The following is a 17,324-nucleotide window of genomic DNA, read 5'->3' on the forward strand; positions in this document are numbered from 1 at the left end:
CACTGGTACGACGGCCGTCCCGGGCAGCACCCGACCGCCGAAGAGGGCGCCACTCGATGCCGCCGGGCGGGTGCCGGTCCGTCGTGGCTTGTCGCGCAGTTCCCCGCGCCCCTGGGTCGGCTGCTCCCCGGCCCGCCGAGATGCACTGGCCGCGCCCACGCGGCGAAGCCGCAAATCGAATACGGCCCCGCGCCCCTGGGTCGGCTGCTCCCCGGCCCGCCGAGATGTACTGGCCGCGCCCACGCGGCGAAGCCGCAAATCGAATACAGCCCCGCGCCCTTAAAGGGGCGCTGCAGCAGCGCCCCATCTTTTGCTTTTAGGGGCGCGGGGAACTGCGCGAACGGCCCCCACGCGGCCGCACCCGCCCGTCAGGCGATCCCGGCACTCACGCCGTGCGCGCGGTCCCCGTGCCCTTCTCGGCGTCCAGGGCGTACACGCAGCGGTCCTTGCTGCACGCGTACACCACCCCGTCCCGCACCACCGGCGACCCGGTGATCTCGCCGCCCGTGGCCAGCTTCCAGCGCAGCCGGCCGTCGTCGGCCTTCAGGGTGTAGAGGAGGTGGTCGGTGGAGCCGAAGTGGATGCGGCCCTCGGCCACCGCCGGGGAGCCCACGACATCGCCGCCCGCCTGGAAGCGCCACTTGGGGGTGCCGGTGACCGCGTCCAGCGTGTACAGGCCCTTGCCGCTGCCGACGTGGACATGGCCGGCGGCCACCAGGACCGGTTCGATCGAGGCGCGGGCCTCCGTCGCGATGCGCCAGCGGTCGCGGCCGTCGGTGGCGTCGAGGGCGTACACGGTGCCGAGGTAGTCGGCGAGGTAGATGCCGCCGCCGGTGACGGCGGGGCCGGGTACGTAGGCGGGCGGGGAGAGGAAGACGGCCGGCGCCTCGAAGTGCCAGCGGACCCGGCCGCTCGCGGTGTCGAGGGCGATCACGCGGGTGCCCGCGGAGGCGTACACGAAGCCGTCGTCGGCGTGGGTGAGGCGGACCGGGACGCCGCCGCAGGAGGCCGCGTCGCCGATCGGGTAGGACCAGCGTTCGTCGCCGGTACGGGCGTCGAGGGCGCGCAGGCGCGCGTCCTGCCAGACGTAGACCGTGCCGTCGTGGAGGGAGGGACCGGACTCGGGGGCCTCGAAGTCGGTCTGGGCGCCGGACAGCTCCCAGAGCTTCTGCCCGTTGGAGGCCTCCCAGGCCTGGACGCCGCCGCCCCGGGTGCCGGTGACGAGGGTGCCGCGGTCTGCCTTGAGGGAGTACACCCAGGCGTCCGTGGACAGCCGCCACAGGTCGCCGCCCTCGCGGGCCTCCAGGGCGAACAGGGTGGGGCCGTCGGAGGCGTGGATACGGCCGTCCGCGACCGCCATGGACCAGGCGACGTCGCGGGTCTTGAAGCGGCGGCGGCCGGTGGCCACGTCGAGGGCGTGCACCTCGAAGGAGGTGACGTAGACGAGGTCGCCGTCGACGGACGGGGTGCCCCAGACGTCGTTGGACATCCGGAACCGCCAGGGCCGCCAGCCGGACGCGGTCTCCGGGGGCAGGACGGGCACCGGCGGTACGGCGGGGTCGGCGCCGTTGACGCCGGGGTGCGGGCGGGACCAGCTGGCCACCAGGCCGGCCTCGGGCGGCGGCGCCTTCACGGCGGCGGCGCGGGCGTCGGCGACGCGCGGGCCGGGGCCGATCGGCACCGGGGCACCGGCGAGCCGGACCGGCCCGGTGTCGGGGGCGCCGACGGGGACCGGGGCCGGGACCACGGGGTCGTAGGAGGGCGGCGGGGGCAGGACCGGGCGGCCGGCGCTGCGGGCGCCGGACGGGTTGGCGGAGGGTTTCACGGCCGGGCGGCCGCCGCGCCGTGACTCGATCAGCCCGACCGCCTTCTCCGGCAGCCACGCGGACGCCGTACCGCTGTCGTCGGAGCCGGAGCCGAAGAGGTGGGGTGCCAGCTGGGCCTGGAGGTCGGCCGGGTTGGGGCGGCCCGCGGCCTCCATCTGCATACAGGACTCGATGAGGGGGCGCAGCTCGTCCGGGAGGCCTTCGAGGTCGGGGCCCTCGCGCAGGAGCATGAAGACGGTCTCGACCGGGTTGGCGCCGTGGAAGGGCGGGTGGCCGGTGGCGGCGAAGACGAGCATGGAGCCGAGCGAGAAGACGTCGCTCGCGCCGGTGACGCTGCGGGAGTCCTTGGCCTGCTCCGGGGACATGTAGGCGGGGGTGCCGACCGCGACGTTCGTCATCGTCAGCCGGGTGTTGGAGACACCGGAGGCGATACCGAAGTCGATGACCCGGGGGCCGTCCTCGACGACGAGGACGTTGGAGGGCTTGAGGTCCCGGTGGACCAGTCCGGCGCCGTGGATCGACTGGAGCGCCTCGGCGACGCCCGCGGCGAGCCAGCGGACCGCCTGGGCCGGGAGCGGCCCGCAGTCGTTCACTATCTCTTCGAGGGAGGGCGCCGGCACGTACGCGGTCGCGAGCCACGGCACGGCCGCGCGCGGGTCGGCGTCGACGACGGCGGCCGTGTAGAAGCCGGAGACCGCGCGGGCCGCCTCCACCTCGCGGGTGAAGCGGACCCGGAACAGCTGGTCCTCGGCGAGCTCGGTCCGGACCGTCTTGATCGCCACGCGCCGGCCGGACGCCGAGCGCGCCAGATAGACCAGCCCCATGCCGCCGGCCCCCAGCCGTCCCAGCACCTCGAACGGCCCGATCCGCCGCGGATCGTGCTGCGTCAGCTGATCCACCACTTGCCTGCCACCTCCCCGTACCGGCCTCGTCCATCCACATATGTACGCGACCCCGTGCAGCGTCTCACCACCGCACCGCCGTGGCGGCACGCACCCCGATTCTTCCTGGCCCGGGCACAGGTTGCGAACCCGGTGATTAATCAGGGTGTCTCATGACAAAGTGAGACATTTATCTGCTGAGTGTCTGCCAAGACCCGGCTGTTTCCGGCCTCAGCGTTCCAGCAGTGCGAAGGACGCCCCTTGATTGTCGGTCACGACGGCCACTTTTCCGTACGACGTCTCGAAGGGCGGCGCCTGGACCCGGCCGCCCAGCTGCTGCACGGCCCGCACCGCGGCCGCCACGTCCCCGGTGCGGAAGTGGACGACGAACTGGGACGGCATCCCGGCCGCGAACACCTCGGTCACCGGGGCGCGGCCGAAGTCCGGGTCGGCGTCGGCGCCGAAGAGGGCGTCGGTGAAGAGGTGGCCGTAGAAGGTGTTCGCCGTCTCGGTGTCGCTGGTGTAGAGCTGCGCCCAGGCGAAGGTGCCGGGGGCGTGCCGGACGCCGAAGCCGGGGTGGCGCGCGGCCTGCCAGATGCCGAAGACGGCGCCCGTGGGGTCGGCGGCCAGGGCGGCGGTGCCGAGGTCGCGGACGGGCGCGGGGTCGTTGACGATCTGCCCGCCGGCCGCGAGGATCCGGCGGGCCAGGTCCCGGGCGTCCGGGGTCGCGAAGTACACCGTCCACACGGTGGGCATCCGGCCGTCCCGCTTCCGGGCCAGCCGGGCGACGGCCGCACCGTCGAGCCGGGCCCACACGGCCCCCGCGCCGGCGTCCTCGAAGGTCCACCCGAAGAGCCCGCCGTAGAACCGCTTGCCCGCCTCGACGTCGGAGAGCTGCACGTCCGCCCAGCACGGGACGCCCTCCGCGTATCCGGATGCCCTGTTTTCGGCCATGTCGTCAAAGTAACCGCCCGGCCCGCGCCGCGCAGACCAGCCGCACCCGCCCGGAGTGACCGGCGCTTTCCCTCCTGTTTCCCTTCCGTGCAGTCACCCCGTACACCAGTGCACCCCATTTGCAGTCGGCCGAATCGCGCTCCGATCACCCCTCGGTAAGCTGACGGCATGACAGGACAAGTGCGTACCGTCGACGGCCGCGTGGCCGGCCGGCGTGGGCAGGCGACCCGGCAGAAGCTGCTCGACTGCCTCAGCGAGATGCTCAGCTCCTCCCCTTACCGGGACGTCAAGGTCATCGATGTCGCCCGGAAGGCGGGTACTTCGCCCGCGACCTTCTACCAGTACTTCCCGGACGTCGAGGGCGCCGTCCTGGAGATCGCCGAGCAAATGGCCACCGAGGGCGGCCAGTTGACCGAGCTGCTGGCCGGGCGCTCCTGGGTCGGCAAGGCCGGCTGGTCGACCGCGCAGGAACTCGTGGACGGTTTCCTGGAGTTCTGGCGCAGGAACGACGCGATTCTGCGCGTGGTCGATCTGGGAGCGGCCGAGGGGGACAAACGGTTCTACAAGATCCGTATGAAGATCCTGAACTCGGTGAACAACTCCTTGACCGACTCCATCGCGGAGTTGCAGTCCAAGGGCCGGGTCGACAAGGACGTGAACCCGGCGGCCGTGGCCGGTTCGCTGGTCGCGATGCTCGCGGCCGTCGCCGCGCACCAGAAGGGTTTCCAGACCTGGGGTGTGAAGCAGGCCGAACTCAAGCCGAACCTGGCGCTGTTGGTGCATCTCGGCGTGACCGGGAAGAAGCCCACGAAGTAGCCCGCGCCCTGGGTCCTGTCTGGCAGGCGGTGGTTCACCCCGAGGTGGGCCGCCGCCTGTTCCGCTACGCCGGCAGCGGCCGGTCCCGGACCACGTGCTTCATCACCAGCGTCGAGGTGAGACGCTGCACGCCCGGCAGGGTCGCGAGCCGTTCGTCGTAGAGCCGCTGGAAGGCGGCGAGGTCGGCGGTGGCCACCCGCAGCAGGTAGTCGGGTTCGCCGAACAGCCGCTGCGCGTCCAGGACATGGGGGATGTCAGCGAGCGCCCGCTCGAAGTCGGCGACCGTGTCCCGGTCCTCCTGCCGCATGGACACGAAGACCAGCGCCTCGAAGGTCAGCCCCACGGCGGCCGGGTCCACCACCGCCCGGTACCCGCTGATCGCCCCGGCCCGCTCCAGCTCGCGCAGCCGGCGGTGGCACGGCGAGACGCTCAGCCGCACCCGCCCGGCCAGCTCGGTCACGGTCAGCCGCCCGTCCTGCTGGAGCTCGGCAAGGATTTTCCGGTCCACGTCGTCCATGGGGAAGATTCTCCCCCGAGACAGCCACTCACGAGCAAATTTCGACAACACTTTCGGGCCGATCGCGCCTAATGTCCCCTCCATGGACACCGGACACCTGCTCTCCTTCCTCGCCGTCGACCTGCTGCTGGTCTGCGTCCCGGGCGCCGACTGGGCGTACGTGATCGCCGCCGGGGTGCGCGGCCGCTCGGTGGGACGCGCTGTCGCGGGCCTGATGGCGGGGTACGCGCTGCACACCGCGCTGGCGGTGGCGGGGCTCGCGGTGCTGGTGGCGGGTTCCCCGGGGCTGCTCACGGCGCTGACCGTGGCCGGCGCCGGATACCTGCTGTGGCTGGGCTGGAGCGTGCTGCGCCGCCCGGCGGTGCCGCAGGAGGCGGCGGCCGGGCCGGACGGCTTCTGGCGGGGCGCGGCGATCAGCGGCCTCAACCCCAAGGCGCTGCTGCTCTACCTCTCCGTGCTCCCCCAGTTCCTGGTCACCAAGGGCGGCCACCCGCCCATAGCCCTCCAGACGGCCGTGCTCGGCCTCCTCCACATGGCCAGTTGCACCGCCGTCTACCTGACCGTCGGCGTCCTCGCCCGCCGTCTGCTCTCCGCCCGCCCGAAGGCGGCCCGCGCGGTCACCCGCACCTCGGGGGCGGCGATGCTGGGCATCGGGGCGCTGCTGCTCGCCCAGCACGCGCTATGACGTGCCGGGCGTGAGCCGGAAGAGCCGGATCTCCCGGTCCACCCGCTCCTGGTAGGCGGCGTACGGCGGCCAGAACACCAGCAGCGCCCGCCAGGCGTCCGCCCGTTCCGCCCCCTCCAGCAGCCGGGCGGTGACCGGGATGTCCCGCCCCTTCCAGCTGATCTCGGCGGCGGGATACCGGAGGAGGTTGTACGTCCAGGCGGGATGGCCGGTGCGCCCGAAGTTGGAGCCGACCAGGAACCAGCCGTCCCCCTCGGGCATGCACGCCAGCGGCGTACGGCGGGGCTGCCCGCTGCGTGCGCCGGTGGAGGTGAGGATCACCCCGGGCAGCATCTGGGCGCTGAGCAGCACCCGGCCGCGGCTGAGCCGGTGCACGGCCCGGTCCAGGGCCGGGATCACGTGCGGGGCCACCTTGGCGAACCCCCGGGTGGCGGACACCTTCTGCACCAGCCGTTCGCCGATCACACCGCCACCTCCTCTCCCGCGAACAGCCCGGCCGCCTCGGCCGCGTGCGCGCGCAGCCGGTGCCCGGGCCCGAAGAGCAGCTCGTCGCCGGCGGCCCGCTTGAAGTACAGGTGCGCCTCGTGCTCCCAGGTGAAGCCGATCCCGCCGTGCAGCTGGATGCCCTCCCCGGCGGCGGTCCGCAGCGCCTCCAGCGCCTGCGCCAGCGCCAGCCCGCCGACCTGCTCCCCGTGAGCCGTCGCCCAGGCCGCGTAGTAGGCCGCCGAGCGGGCCGCCCGTACCGCCACGTACACGTCGGCCAGCCGGTGCTTGACCGCCTGGAACGACCCGATCGGCCGCCCGAACTGCTCCCGCTGCTTCACGTACTCCACGGTCCGCTCCAGCGCCCGGTCGGCGGCTCCCACCGCCTCGCCCGCGAGCACGGCGGCCGTGAAGTCACCGAGGGCGGCGAGCGCGGCCCGGACGTCGGTGTCCTCGTCGGACCCGAGCAACTCGGCGTGCACATCGCGCAGTTGCACCCGGCCCTGACCGCGGGTGGCGTCGAGGCCGGTCAGCCGGGTCCGTACGACCCCGGGGGCGTCCCCCGCCACCAGGAAGAGCAGGACGCGCGAGCGGGCGTACCCCCCGGTGTGCGCGGGCACGAGCAGCAGGCCGGCGCTGTGCCCGTCGAGCACCTGGTCTGCCTCCCCGTACAGCCGCCACCGGTCCCCGGTGCGCCGCGCCTGGACGCCCCCGGCCCGGCCGCCGCCCGCCCAGTCGGCGCCGGGCGGCCCGGTGAGCGCGAGGGCGGTGCCGAGCCGGGTGCCGGGGACGGCGAGGGCGGCGGTGCGGCTGCCGTCGGCGATCCCCGGGAGCAGCTCGGCGCGCTGGGCGTCGGTGCCGAGGGCGAGCAGCAGCGGGGCGGCGAGCACGGCGGTGGCCAGGAACGGGGTGGGGGCCAGGGCCCGCCCCAGCTCCTCGGCGGCCAGGGCGACTTCGGTGCGGGTGCAGCCGGCGCCGCCGTACTCCTCGGGAAGGGCGAGGCCGGGCAGGCCGAGCTGTTCGCCGAGGGCGGTCCACAGGCCGGGGTCGTATCCCTCCGCCCTGTCGACGGCGGCCCGCACGTCGTCCGTTCCGCAGCGCTTGTGGAGCAGTTCACGCAGGGCGCGCCGGATCTCGTCCTGCTCGTCGGTGAAGCGGGCGTCCATGACCGGACCTCCTGACGATCTGACGGCCCGTCATGCTAGGGGCGCCGGATGCAGATGCACAGGGGCGGAGGGGAGTAGATCTGATGTACCGTCAGATTCATGACTGGACCCCGCAAGGTCGCCGTGGTCGGCGTGGCCCTGTCCGACTGCGGCCGGGTGGACGACGCCACCCCCTACGCCCTGCACGCCCAGGCGGCCCGCCGCGCGCTCGCCGACGCGGGCCTTACCCGGGACGTGGTGGACGGCTTCGCGTCGGCGGGCCTCGGCACGCTGGCCCCCGTGGAGGTGGCCGAGTACCTGGGCCTGCGCCCCACCTGGGCCGACTCCACCGCCGTCGGCGGCTCGACCTGGGAGGTCATGGCGGCCCACGCGGCGGACGCGATAGCCGCCGGCCACGCCAACGCGGTCCTGCTGGTGTACGGCTCGACGGCCCGCGCCGACATCCGGGCGGGGCGGCGCACCGGGAACCTGTCCTTCGGCGCCCGCGGCCCCCTGCAGTTCGAGGTCCCCTACGGCCACACCCTCATCGCCAAGTACGCGATGGCCGCCCGCCGCCACATGATCGAACACGGCACCACGATCGAGCAGTTGGCGGAGGTGGCGGTCCAGGCCCGGGCCAACGCCGCACTGAACCCGGAGGCCATGTTCCGCGACCCGATCACGGTCGACGAGGTCCTGTCCGGACCGATGATCGCCGACCCCTTCACGAAACTTCACTGCTGCATCCGCTCGGACGGCGGCGCGGCGGTGCTGCTGGCGGCCGAGGAGTACGTACCGGACTGCCGTACCGCCCCGGTGTGGGTCCTCGGCACGGGTGAGTGCCTCTCCCACGCCACCATGTCGGAGTGGCCGGACTTCACGGTGTCCCCGGCTGCGGTCAGCGGCCGACTGGCCTTCCGGCGGGCCGGAGTCACGCCCGCCGACATCGACTTCGCCGAGATCTACGACGCGTTCACCTACATGACCCTCGTCACCCTGGAGGACCTGGGCTTCTGCGCGAAGGGCGAGGGCGGGGCGTTCGCGGCGAAGGGGCGGCTGCGGGTCGCCGGCGGGGAGCTGCCGGTGAACACCGACGGGGGCGGGCTGTCGGCCCAACACCCCGGGATGCGGGGGCTGTTCCTCCTCGTGGAGGCGGTACGGCAGCTGCGCGGACAGGCCGGCCGGCGGCAGGTGCGGCGGGCCGACGGGGGGCTGCCGGAGCTGGGGGTGGCGTCGGGGACGGGCGGCTGGTTCTGCTCGTCGGGGACGGTGGTGCTGGGGCGGGGGTGATCGCGAGGGCGGTCTCTCGCGGAGCGGCGGCAACTTCTCACGGAACGGCGGCAACCTCTTCCGCCCCGGCGGCAACTGTCGTACCGGAAGCTTCGATGTTCGAAGGACGTGCACCGCCGAATCGCGTAAGGATCCCTCCGTGGCCTCCTCCTCACATCGCCGCCGCCGGCAGCCGCAGCCGGACCGGGACTTCGAATGGCGCCCGGTCCGCGGTCCGTTGCTCGCGGTGGCCGCGGTCGCCGCCGTCGCCCTGGTCGTGACCCTGGTCGTGGCCTTCCGGCCCGGCGCCGCGGCCGGCGCCACCGGGCAGGACCGGGCGGTGTCCGGGTCCGTGTCGGACGCCGTGACGAGCGCGGCGGCGACACCCAAGACCCCGTCGTCGCCGAAGCCGTCCACGACGACCACGACGGCCTCCACGGCGGGCAGGCACACCACCCCGTCGCCGTCCGCGTCCGTATCGGTGCACCCGTCCGCCACCCCGGCCCGGCGCTCGGCATCCGGCGCCTCCTCCGCCACCACCACCGCCCCCGCGGCCGGCCGGATCCGCCCCGGCACCGCCTACCAGGGGGTCGCCACCTCCTACGACGTCGGAAACGGCGACGGCGCCTGCTCCTACGGCCCGACCTCCGACGTGATGACCGCGGCGATGAACACCGCCGACTACGAGACCGCGAAGGCCTGCGGGGCGTACGTCTCGGTCCGCGCGGCGAGCGGCACGTCCATCACCGTACGGATCACCAACGAGTGCCCAGCGCCCTGCACGGCCGGCCAACTCGACCTCAGCAGGCAGGCGTTCGCGAAGCTCGCCCCCCTCTCCGCGGGCCGGATCGCGATCACCTGGAGCCTGCTGAGCCCGGCCACCTCCGACACGGTCTCGATCCGCTACAAGACCGGTTCCACCCAGTACTGGTGCGGCATCCAGGCGATCGGCCACCGCAACCCGCTGGCCCGCCTGGAGGTCCGCACGAGCAGCGGCTGGCTGGCGCTGACCCGCACCGCGTACAACTACTTCCTCTCCGAGCAGGGCACCGGCTGCGGCGGCGAGATCCGCCTCACCGACATCTACGGCGAACAGCTCACCGTGCCGGCGCTCGCGGTACGCCCGGACGTGGTCCAGCGCACCGGGGTCCAGTTCGCCCGGCACTGACCGCCCTCGGTCAACCGCGTACCGGCACGATCCGGTGGCCGCGGCGGGACTCGGGGGCGTCGAGGAGGGTGACGCCGATGTGGTGGCGGCTGCGCACCCAGGCCGTGGGCGCCATGACGAGCCCGGCGACGACCACGCCGACCGGGAAGAGGACCGGCAGGGACCGGCCGCCGGGCAGGACCCTGCCGCCCTCGTGGAGGGCGTAGCCGAGGGCGGCGACGGCCACCACGAGGGAGAGCGCCGACACCACGGCCCACACCTGGCGCACCCGCCGGGTCCGCGCATGGTCGCTGACCTCGGCGAACACGGACACCGCGCAGACGGGACACTCCAGCTCCACCCGGTCCCGGCCCTCGGCCGGCCGGACCAGCCGGAAGTCCCGGGCGGCCCAGGTGACGGCCCGCGCCCTGGGCCGCCCGACATCGCCGCTTACGTGGCGTACAGCCACTTTCACGGTCTTCGGTCGCCTCATGCCGGACAGTGTGCGGCCGGGGCACAGGTGTTCGCAGGGATTTGCTCGGTTGTGCCCCGGGTTCGGCCGCCGGGACCCCGGACCTGACGCACGAGGTGGCTGATGGCACGGCTGCGGGAGGTACCGAGTGATACTCGGCACATGGCAGCAACGGATCTTCACGCGCTCCTGAGGTCGCTCCGCGTCTGGCACCCCGAGGCCACGGAGCTACGGCCGTTCGACCCGGCGTCGGCTCCGGAGGCACCGCTCGCCCTCTTCACCACCTGGTTCGCGGAGGCGGTGGCGGCCGGGCAGCAGGAGCCGCACACCGTGTCGCTGGCGACGTCGGACGAGGAGGGCCGGGCGGACGTACGGATCGTGATGCTGCACGGCGCGGACGCGCACGGCTGGTCCTTCGCGTCGCACGTGACCAGCCGCAAGGGGCGCCAGCTGGCCACCCGCCCGTACGCGGCCCTGGCCTTCTACTGGCCGGTCCTGGGCCGCCAGGTCCGGCTGCGCGGCCCGGTCACGGCGGCCCCGGCCGAGGAGAGCCAGGCCGACCTGCACGCCCGCTCGACGGGCGCCCTGGCGGCGGCCCTCACCGGCCGCCAGAGCAGCCCCCTGTCCTCGCTGGAGGAACTGCGCACGGAGTCGGAGGCGGCCTGGCAACGCGCCCACGCCGACCCGGCCGCCCCCTCCCCGACCTGGACCCTGTACCGGCTGCACCCGGAGGAGGCCGAGTTCTTCCAGGGCGACCCGGACCGCCGCCACGTCCGGCTCCGGTACGTCGCGGAGGCGGACGGGCGGTGGCGGAGGGAACTGCTGTGGCCGTGAGCGGCCGCCCTCACCGCGCCCTCACCGCGCCTTCGCCGCGAAGTCGTACACCGCCCAGTCCGCCACCTGCCGGTAGCCGATGCGCTGGTAGAGCGCGTTGCTGGTCCGGTTGGCGAGGTCCGCGAAGAGCAGGACCTCGGCGGCCCCCGCGGCCAGTGCCGCCCGGCCGACCTCCGTCGTCACCGCGCCGGCGTAGCCGCGGCCGCGCAGTTCCGGCGGGGTGTAGACGGGGGCGACCCGGATCTGGCCGGCGACCGCCAGGGTCACGCCGGCCATGGAGACGGGGGTGCCGTCGGGCGTCTCCCAGAGGGTGACGCCGTCGTAGGAGAGCCGGAAGTCGGCCCACTCCCCGCCGTCCCGGCTGTTCCCCGTGCCCGCGTCGGCCACGAACCCCTCGTACCAGCGGATCAGCAGGTCCCGGTCGGCCGCGCCGGCCAGCCTCGCCCGGCCCTCCGGCGCCGGGGAGGGGGCCGTCGGCTCGGCCAGCCGGTACAGGCGCATCGACTCCCGCAGCTCTCCCGGCACCCCCGTCCGCCGTTCCCACTCCGCCGCGAACGCCTCCGCCACGGCACGCTCGGCGGAGAACCCGGGCACCGGGTGGCCGAGGGCGAGGAGGCGGTCGACCAGCGCCTCGGTCTCGTCGGCCGTGACCGGGGTGGTGTGCAGGGTGTAGGGGGGCGTGTGGAGCAGCGCGGCGGCCACGCTGCCGTCGCTCCGCGCGAGGTAGCCGAAGAACGGCGGCCGGTCGCCGTAGGCCTGCGGTCCGCGCCTGCGGAGCTGCTCGGTCACCGTGAGGGGGATGGTGTGCCGGTCGGGCCGGGAGTGGAGGAAGTCCTGGGCGTGGGCGAGGAATTCGTCGACGTCGGGAGTGAAGTGCCAGTCGGATGCGTCTCTTTCGGGAGCCATGGTCGATGTTCCCGTCCCAACGCTGTGCCGGGCACCTGAATTTGGGCGCCTGTGACAGCATGGCGCCGTGTCGAACGTGGAGATCAACGGCCGGCCGGCGGACGTCGAGGACCTGCACCGGGTGGCGACGCGGAACTACGGGCACTTCACCGCCATGCAGGTGCGGGACGGGGCCGTGCGTGGTCTGGAGCTGCATCTGAAGCGGCTGGAAGGGGCCTCCCGTGAGCTCTTCGGTGTGCCGGGCGGCGATCGGGACCGGGACCGGCTCCGGGGATTCATCCGGCACGCGGTGCGCGGGGTGCGTGCCACGTCGGTCCGGGTGAGCGTCGTGCCCGGCGCGGGAGAGCCGTCCGCCCCCGGTGCGGGAGAGCCGTCGGCACCGGACGTCATGGTGTCGGTCACCGCTCCCGTGGCCGACGAGCCGGGCCCCGCCCTGCGGGTGCGCACCGTCGTCTACGAGCGTGAGCTGCCGCACCTCAAGCACCTGGCGACGATGGGGCTGACGTACCAGCGGCGCATGGCCCGGGAGGCGGGCTTCGACGACGCCCTGTTCGTGGGCCGGGACGGGTACCTGCGCGAGGGCTCCATCTGGAACGTCGCGTTCTGGGACGGGGAGCAGGTCGTGTGGCCCGAGGCCGCGGTGCTGCCCGGCATCACCATGCAACTGCTTCAGGGTGCGTCGGCGAAGGCCGGTGTGCCGTGGTCGACCCGCCGCCTCACCACCGACGACCTGCCTTCACTGCGTGCCGCCGCGGCGACCTACTCCCACTGCCCCGCCCAGCCGCTCGCCGGAATCGACGACGTCCCCTTCCCCGGCGACGGTGCCGCCCTGACGGACGCGCTGCGCGCCGCCTGGGCCGAGGTTCCCTGGGATTCGATCTAGGCGTCCGGGTCGGGTCCGGGGTCCGTCCGGGCCTCCAGGGCGGGGCCGGGGTCCGTGGCCAGGCGGGCGTGCAGGTGTACGTCGCGGAAGGCGTCCTTGCGGCCCGCCTCGAACATCGCGCCGCGCAGTGTCCCCTCGTACCCGTAACCGCACGTCACGGCTATCCGGCAGGACGCGTCATGGCCGAGGGCGTGGCCCAGCTCCAGGCGGTGGAGGTCCAGTTCGGCGAAGGCCCAGTCCGTCGCCAGGGCCAGGGCGCGGGTGGCGACCCGGCGGCCCCGCGCCTCGGGGAGGACCCAGTAGCCGACCCGGGCGGTCCGGAACGTGCGGTCGATCATGTTGATGCCGACGTGGCCGAGGGTCGTACCGCTCTCCGCGTCGGTGATCCGGAACGGCGCACAGGTGCCGTCCGCCGCCTGCTTCCGCTGCCCGGCCAGGGAGGCGCGGGCGCCCGCGAGGTCGGTCACCAGGACGAGCGGGGTGTTCCAGCGGCGGAAGTCCGGATCGGAACGGGCCCGCAGCCACGCCTCGACGTGGGCCTCCGCGTCCGGGTCCCAGCGGTCCAGCCGCAGGCCGAGGCCCTGGGGGGTGGCGTCGGGGCGGCGGGCGGCGGGCTGTTCGTCGGTGAAGGCCATGGGGGCTATTGAAACCCGGGCACCGGGTGGGGGCCCAGCAGGTTGCCGTATGCCTCCGGGCAGCAGGCCGGAGGGGTTCCTTTGCCCGGCCCGTCCCGGCTCAGTGCGCCGGCGCCGGGCGGAACACCGGGGCGCCCTCCCGGAAGGCGACCTCCAGTTCCAGTCCGGGGCGCAGGGCTTCCGGGTCGGCGGTCACCAGTTCCGTCATCATGCGCGGGCCCTCCGCGAGGTCGACCACGGCGGGCACATACGGGACGCGGTCGCCGAACGGCGGGAGGTCGTTGCGGTGGACGACGGACCAGGTGTAGAGGGTCGCACGGCCGGTCGCCCGCTCCCAGGTGACGTCCTCGCTCCAGCAGTGCGGGCAGAACTCCCGGGGGTAGTGGTGGGCCCGGCCGCAGGAGCCGCAGCGGCGGAGCAGCAGCCGGCCCGCGGCGGCCGCCTCCCAGTAGGGGCGGGTGAAGGCGTCCGGTTCGGGGCGGTCGTATCGCGGGGCCGGTGTGCGTATCCCGTCGGAACTCGTCGCATCCATGAATCTGACGTTACGTCAGTTCCTGAAGCGCAGCCTAGCCCCGGGTGGGGAAATCCTGTGCGTTCCCCATGGCCCTGTGGGTCCCCCATGAGATCCCGGCAAATTGTTGACGATTTTATCGGAGCGAGATTACGTTCGCAACCGCAAGGCCAAGGAGCCCGGATACGAGGAGCAGCAAGGTGAAGCACAGGGCAGTCAAGCGCAGGACCGTGGTCATGGGGATCGGCGCCACGGCCGGTGTCGCGGCAGTCGGCGGTATCGCCCTCAGCGCGCAGGCGTCGAGCAGTTCCTCCTCGTCCTCGGACTCCCTGACGTTCGACGCGGACGCGTATTCGAAGCTGACGACGACGATCACGGACACCGAGGGCACCCAGCACAATGTGACATACCACTTCTGGAAGGCGATCACCTACGTCGCCGACCCGGTGGACGCCACCTACCAGTCCCTGATCGTCAGCGCCCCGGTCGAGATCGACGGCACGACGGTCGACCCGAGCGACGCCCCGATCCTGCTCGCCAACTCGATCGGCGGCTACCTGCCCTCCTCGGTGGCCGACGCCACCGAGGTCGGCGGCGGCGGTTCGGCGATGGGCGGCGGTGCGGCGCCCAGCGGCGCGCCCACCGGTGCGGCGCCCAGCTCCTCCAGCAGCGCCGCCTCCAACGCCAACGGCAACACCAACGCCACCGGCGGCGCCACCTCCAGCAACCAGTTGCTCGCGCTGGCCGCCGGGTACGTCGTGATCGAGCCCGGCGCCCGCGGCCGTACCCTCAAGAACTCCGACGGCGAGTACTACGGCACCGCCCCGGCCGCGATCGTCGACCTCAAGGCCGCCGTCCGGTACATCAGGGCGAACAAGGGCCTGATCCCCGGCGACGTAGAGCGAATCGTTTCTGCAGGCACCAGCGCGGGCGGCGCCCTGTCCTCGCTGCTCGGCGCGTCCGGCGACAGCCCGATCTACGACAAGTACCTGAAGGAGCTGGGCGCGGCCGACGCCTCGGACGCGGTCTTCGCGGTCGGCGCCTGGTGCCCGATCACCGACCTGGAGCACGCCGACGGCGCCTACGAGTGGAACTGGGGCACCAACGACCTCGCCACCGGCAAGCAGGTCGACCAGTCCGTCTCCAAGGACCTGAAGGCCCGGTTCGCCGAGTACCAGGCCGGTCTGAAGCTGCGCGGCCTGAACCGTTTCGGACCGCTGACCGCCCGCAACTACGACGACTACCTGGTCGAGCAGTACCTCCAGCCGTCGGCCACCAGGTACCTCGCCGCACTCTCGGACTCGGACCGCGAGACGTACCTGGCGAAGAACACCTTCATCACCTGGTCCGGCGGCGAGGCCACCTTCGCCTGGGACGACTTCCTCACCCACGTCGGCGCCCGCAAGAAGGACACCCCGGCCTTCGACGCCTTCGACCTGTCGGCAGGCGAGAACAATGAATTCGGAGCGGGTACGACGGAGACCCGCCACTTCACGGCGTACGGCGCGAAGAATGACTCCACCGGACTCAGCACCAAGCGGGTCGCCGCCGACATCCCCGAGAAGCTGAACCTGATGAACCCGATGTACCACCTGGTGGAGAAGGTCAACGACCGCCGCTCCAAGCACTGGTGGATCCGCCTGGGCACCAGCGACTCCGACACCTCGCACGTCATCTCCGCGAACCTGGCGGCCCGCCTGGACAACCTCGGCGACGACGTCAACCACCTCTACTACTGGGACGAGGGCCATGGCGCCAACACCGACCCGGGCGACTTCATCACCTGGATCGCCTCGGTGACGGGCTACGGCAAGGGCAAGAAGGGCAAGCGGAATTAACAGGCCACCGCGGAAGTAAGAAGCTCTCACAATCGTGATGGCGCTCTCGAAGCCGCGATAGCCTCCCGGAACGCGGTGTCCTTTTTCCCGTCTGTCTAAGGACGCCGCCCACCCGTGACGTCGGGCCCCAGCGCACCGGGGCCCGATGTCACGGGCCTTTCACTTTTCGGACCGGTTTCCGGCCGGTTTTCCGCCAGATGAGGTGGGCTACGTCACAAGTCCCACCCACTTCTCCTACGGGTGTGATCAATCCGCAACCAATTCCGGTCTTGACCGAGACCCATCAACGTGGAGCGTGATTACGCTCCCGCTCATGGCCGTGTTTTCCCCCACCGTTTCGCCCGTGTACGTCATCGGCGCCGGCCCCGGAGGTCTCGCCGCCGCGTACGCGCTGCGAGCCCGGGGCATCCGCGCCGTGATCCTGGAGAAGTCCGACGACGTCGGCGCGTCCTGGCGCCGCCACTACGACCGTCTCCGCCTCCACACCACCCGCCGCCTGTCCGCGCTCCCCGGGCTGCCCATGCCGCGCCGCTTCGGCCGCTGGGTCTCCCGCGACGACGTGGTGCGCTATCTGGAGAAGTACGCCGAGCACCACGAACTGGAGATCGTCACCGGCGTCGAGGTCTCCCGCGTGGAACGCCCGGCGGACGGCGACGGCTGGCTGCTGCACGCCTCCGGCGGGCGTGAGCTGACCGGCTCCGCGGTGGTGGTCGCCACCGGCTTCAACCACACCCCGCACATCCCCGACTGGCCGGGCCGGGACGCCTTCGGCGGCGAGTTCCTGCACGCCGGCGCGTACCGCAACGCCGAGCCCTTCGCCGGCCGGGACGTCCTCGTCGTCGGCATCGGCAACACCGGCGCCGAGATCGCCGTCGACCTGACCGAGGGCGGTGCCTCGCGGGTACGGCTGGCCGTCCGCACGGTCCCGCACATCGTGCGCCGCTCCACCGCCGGCTGGGCCGCCCAGTACAACTCCATCCTGGTACGGCGGCTCCCGACGGCCCTCGTCGACCGGCTGGCCCGCACCATGGCCAAGGTCAGCGTCCCCGACCTGGCCGCACACGGCCTGCCCCGCCCGGACAGCGGCCTCTACAGCCGGGTGAAGCAGGGCGCCATCCCGGTCCTGGACGTCGGCCTCATCGACGCGGTGCGCCGGGGGAAGGTCGAGATCGTGGCCACCGTCGACGGTTTCGAGGACGGCAAGGTCGTCCTCGCCGACGGCACCCGGATCACCCCCGACGCGGTGATCGCCGCGACCGGATACGTCCGCGCCCTGGAGGGCCTGGTCGGCCATCTCGACGTCCTCGACGACCGCGGCCGCCCGCGCACCCGCGGCCCCCGCGCCCCGAAGAACGCCCCCGGCCTCTACTTCACCGGCTACACCAACCCCATCAGCGGCAACCTCCGCGAACTGGCCATCGACGCGGAGAAGATCGCAAAGGCGGTCGCCAAGCGGCAGCGGTCGGCGTAGACAGCCTCAACCCGCTTACGTAGCACGCCTGTTGCCCGTGTGACGCAGGCG

At 73.0% G+C, this 17,324-nt stretch carries 17 protein-coding genes; 8 read left to right on the forward strand and 9 right to left on the reverse strand.

Annotated features, from left to right (window positions below):
- Positions 1–385: 385 nt before the first annotated feature.
- Positions 386–2,728 (reverse strand): outer membrane protein assembly factor BamB family protein, encoded by a 2,343-nt coding sequence (locus ACWGKQ_RS25830; RefSeq protein WP_453294317.1) that lies wholly within the window; start codon positions 2,726–2,728, stop codon positions 386–388.
- A gap of 210 nt (positions 2,729–2,938) precedes the next feature.
- Entirely contained in the window at positions 2,939–3,661 is a 723-nt protein-coding gene (locus ACWGKQ_RS25835; RefSeq protein ID WP_453294318.1) for a VOC family protein, read from the reverse strand.
- A 180-nt stretch (positions 3,662–3,841) separates the two neighbouring features.
- Here ACWGKQ_RS25835 and ACWGKQ_RS25840 point away from each other — a divergent pair, with 180 nt between their 5' ends.
- Entirely contained in the window at positions 3,842–4,477 is a 636-nt protein-coding gene (locus tag ACWGKQ_RS25840; RefSeq protein ID WP_453294355.1) for a TetR family transcriptional regulator, read from the forward strand.
- A 64-nt stretch (positions 4,478–4,541) separates the two neighbouring features.
- Here ACWGKQ_RS25840 and ACWGKQ_RS25845 read toward each other — a convergent pair whose 3' ends face one another.
- Positions 4,542–4,994, reverse strand: a complete 453-nt coding sequence (locus tag ACWGKQ_RS25845) for an Lrp/AsnC family transcriptional regulator (RefSeq protein ID WP_403052983.1) — start codon at positions 4,992–4,994, stop codon at positions 4,542–4,544.
- A gap of 82 nt (positions 4,995–5,076) precedes the next feature.
- On the opposite strand from ACWGKQ_RS25845, the gene ACWGKQ_RS25850 reads away from it, so the two are divergent.
- Positions 5,077–5,679, forward strand: coding sequence for a LysE family translocator (locus ACWGKQ_RS25850; RefSeq protein ID WP_453294319.1), 603 nt, complete (start codon positions 5,077–5,079; stop codon positions 5,677–5,679).
- Here ACWGKQ_RS25850 and ACWGKQ_RS25855 read toward each other — a convergent pair.
- Both ACWGKQ_RS25855 and ACWGKQ_RS25860 read right to left on the reverse strand, forming a co-directional pair.
- Complete coding sequence (locus ACWGKQ_RS25855) at positions 5,674–6,144, reverse strand: nitroreductase family deazaflavin-dependent oxidoreductase (protein WP_453294320.1); 471 nt, start codon at positions 6,142–6,144, stop codon at positions 5,674–5,676. The two genes, ACWGKQ_RS25850 and ACWGKQ_RS25855, sit on opposite strands and share 6 nt — an antisense overlap.
- On the reverse strand, positions 6,141–7,328 hold the full coding sequence (locus ACWGKQ_RS25860; RefSeq protein ID WP_453294321.1) for an acyl-CoA dehydrogenase family protein: 1,188 nt from the start codon (positions 7,326–7,328) through the stop codon (positions 6,141–6,143). The genes ACWGKQ_RS25855 and ACWGKQ_RS25860 overlap by 4 nt, the downstream gene beginning before the upstream one ends.
- Positions 7,329–7,427: 99 nt before the next feature.
- Between ACWGKQ_RS25860 and ACWGKQ_RS25865 the strand changes: the two genes are divergently transcribed.
- On the forward strand, positions 7,428–8,597 hold the full coding sequence (locus ACWGKQ_RS25865; RefSeq protein WP_453294322.1) for a thiolase C-terminal domain-containing protein: 1,170 nt from the start codon (positions 7,428–7,430) through the stop codon (positions 8,595–8,597).
- Positions 8,598–8,736: 139 nt separating this feature from the next.
- On the forward strand, positions 8,737–9,744 hold the full coding sequence (locus ACWGKQ_RS25870) for an expansin EXLX1 family cellulose-binding protein (RefSeq protein WP_453294323.1): 1,008 nt from the start codon (positions 8,737–8,739) through the stop codon (positions 9,742–9,744).
- A gap of 10 nt (positions 9,745–9,754) precedes the next feature.
- On the opposite strand, the gene ACWGKQ_RS25875 is transcribed toward ACWGKQ_RS25870, so the two are convergent.
- Positions 9,755–10,216, reverse strand: coding sequence for a hypothetical protein (locus ACWGKQ_RS25875; RefSeq protein ID WP_453294324.1), 462 nt, complete (start codon positions 10,214–10,216; stop codon positions 9,755–9,757).
- Between the two features lie 141 nt (positions 10,217–10,357).
- On the opposite strand from ACWGKQ_RS25875, the gene ACWGKQ_RS25880 reads away from it, so the two are divergent.
- Positions 10,358–11,029: a pyridoxine/pyridoxamine 5'-phosphate oxidase gene (locus ACWGKQ_RS25880; protein WP_453294325.1), complete on the forward strand. Its 672-nt coding sequence runs from the start codon at positions 10,358–10,360 to the stop codon at positions 11,027–11,029.
- A gap of 21 nt (positions 11,030–11,050) precedes the next feature.
- Here ACWGKQ_RS25880 and ACWGKQ_RS25885 read toward each other — a convergent pair whose 3' ends face one another.
- On the reverse strand, positions 11,051–11,935 hold the full coding sequence (locus ACWGKQ_RS25885; RefSeq protein WP_453294326.1) for a GNAT family N-acetyltransferase: 885 nt from the start codon (positions 11,933–11,935) through the stop codon (positions 11,051–11,053).
- A 67-nt stretch (positions 11,936–12,002) separates the two neighbouring features.
- On the opposite strand from ACWGKQ_RS25885, the gene ACWGKQ_RS25890 reads away from it, so the two are divergent.
- Positions 12,003–12,818, forward strand: coding sequence for an aminotransferase class IV (locus ACWGKQ_RS25890; protein WP_453294327.1), 816 nt, complete (start codon positions 12,003–12,005; stop codon positions 12,816–12,818).
- Here ACWGKQ_RS25890 and ACWGKQ_RS25895 read toward each other — a convergent pair.
- Together ACWGKQ_RS25895 and ACWGKQ_RS25900 are read right to left on the reverse strand one after the other, a co-directional pair.
- Positions 12,815–13,453 (reverse strand): GNAT family N-acetyltransferase, encoded by a 639-nt coding sequence (locus ACWGKQ_RS25895; protein ID WP_453294328.1) that lies wholly within the window; start codon positions 13,451–13,453, stop codon positions 12,815–12,817. The two genes, ACWGKQ_RS25890 and ACWGKQ_RS25895, sit on opposite strands and share 4 nt — an antisense overlap.
- A 100-nt stretch (positions 13,454–13,553) precedes the next feature.
- On the reverse strand, positions 13,554–13,985 hold the full coding sequence (locus ACWGKQ_RS25900; protein ID WP_453294329.1) for a Zn-ribbon domain-containing OB-fold protein: 432 nt from the start codon (positions 13,983–13,985) through the stop codon (positions 13,554–13,556).
- 215 nt (positions 13,986–14,200) lie between these two features.
- On the opposite strand from ACWGKQ_RS25900, the gene ACWGKQ_RS25905 reads away from it, so the two are divergent.
- Together ACWGKQ_RS25905 and ACWGKQ_RS25910 are read left to right on the forward strand one after the other, a co-directional pair.
- Positions 14,201–15,802: a subtype B tannase gene (locus ACWGKQ_RS25905; protein ID WP_453294356.1), complete on the forward strand. Its 1,602-nt coding sequence runs from the start codon at positions 14,201–14,203 to the stop codon at positions 15,800–15,802.
- Between the two features lie 313 nt (positions 15,803–16,115).
- The gene (locus ACWGKQ_RS25910; protein ID WP_453294330.1) at positions 16,116–17,273 is read left to right on the forward strand and encodes a flavin-containing monooxygenase; all 1,158 of its coding nucleotides are present in this window, start codon (positions 16,116–16,118) and stop codon (positions 17,271–17,273) included.
- Positions 17,274–17,324 lie beyond the last annotated feature (51 nt).

The organism is Streptomyces sp. NPDC054770 (genome assembly GCF_053611985.1).

Excerpts from the sequence above, each read along its gene's own strand:
- ACWGKQ_RS25845 (WP_403052983.1), bottom strand. The coding sequence starts at position 4,994 with ATGGACGACGTGGACCGGAAAATCCTTGCCGAGCTCCAGCAGGACGGG.
- ACWGKQ_RS25875 (WP_453294324.1), bottom strand. The coding sequence starts at position 10,216 with ATGAGGCGACCGAAGACCGTGAAAGTGGCTGTACGCCACGTAAGCGGC.
- ACWGKQ_RS25880 (WP_453294325.1), top strand. The coding sequence starts at position 10,358 with ATGGCAGCAACGGATCTTCACGCGCTCCTGAGGTCGCTCCGCGTCTGG.
- ACWGKQ_RS25900 (WP_453294329.1), bottom strand. The coding sequence starts at position 13,985 with ATGGATGCGACGAGTTCCGACGGGATACGCACACCGGCCCCGCGATAC.
- ACWGKQ_RS25860 (WP_453294321.1), bottom strand. The coding sequence starts at position 7,328 with ATGGACGCCCGCTTCACCGACGAGCAGGACGAGATCCGGCGCGCCCTG.
- ACWGKQ_RS25850 (WP_453294319.1), top strand. The coding sequence starts at position 5,077 with ATGGACACCGGACACCTGCTCTCCTTCCTCGCCGTCGACCTGCTGCTG.
- ACWGKQ_RS25910 (WP_453294330.1), top strand. The coding sequence starts at position 16,116 with ATGGCCGTGTTTTCCCCCACCGTTTCGCCCGTGTACGTCATCGGCGCC.
- ACWGKQ_RS25835 (WP_453294318.1), bottom strand. The coding sequence starts at position 3,661 with ATGGCCGAAAACAGGGCATCCGGATACGCGGAGGGCGTCCCGTGCTGG.
- ACWGKQ_RS25905 (WP_453294356.1), top strand. The coding sequence starts at position 14,201 with ATGGGGATCGGCGCCACGGCCGGTGTCGCGGCAGTCGGCGGTATCGCC.
- ACWGKQ_RS25885 (WP_453294326.1), bottom strand. The coding sequence starts at position 11,935 with ATGGCTCCCGAAAGAGACGCATCCGACTGGCACTTCACTCCCGACGTC.
- ACWGKQ_RS25895 (WP_453294328.1), bottom strand. The coding sequence starts at position 13,453 with ATGGCCTTCACCGACGAACAGCCCGCCGCCCGCCGCCCCGACGCCACC.
- ACWGKQ_RS25865 (WP_453294322.1), top strand. The coding sequence starts at position 7,428 with ATGACTGGACCCCGCAAGGTCGCCGTGGTCGGCGTGGCCCTGTCCGAC.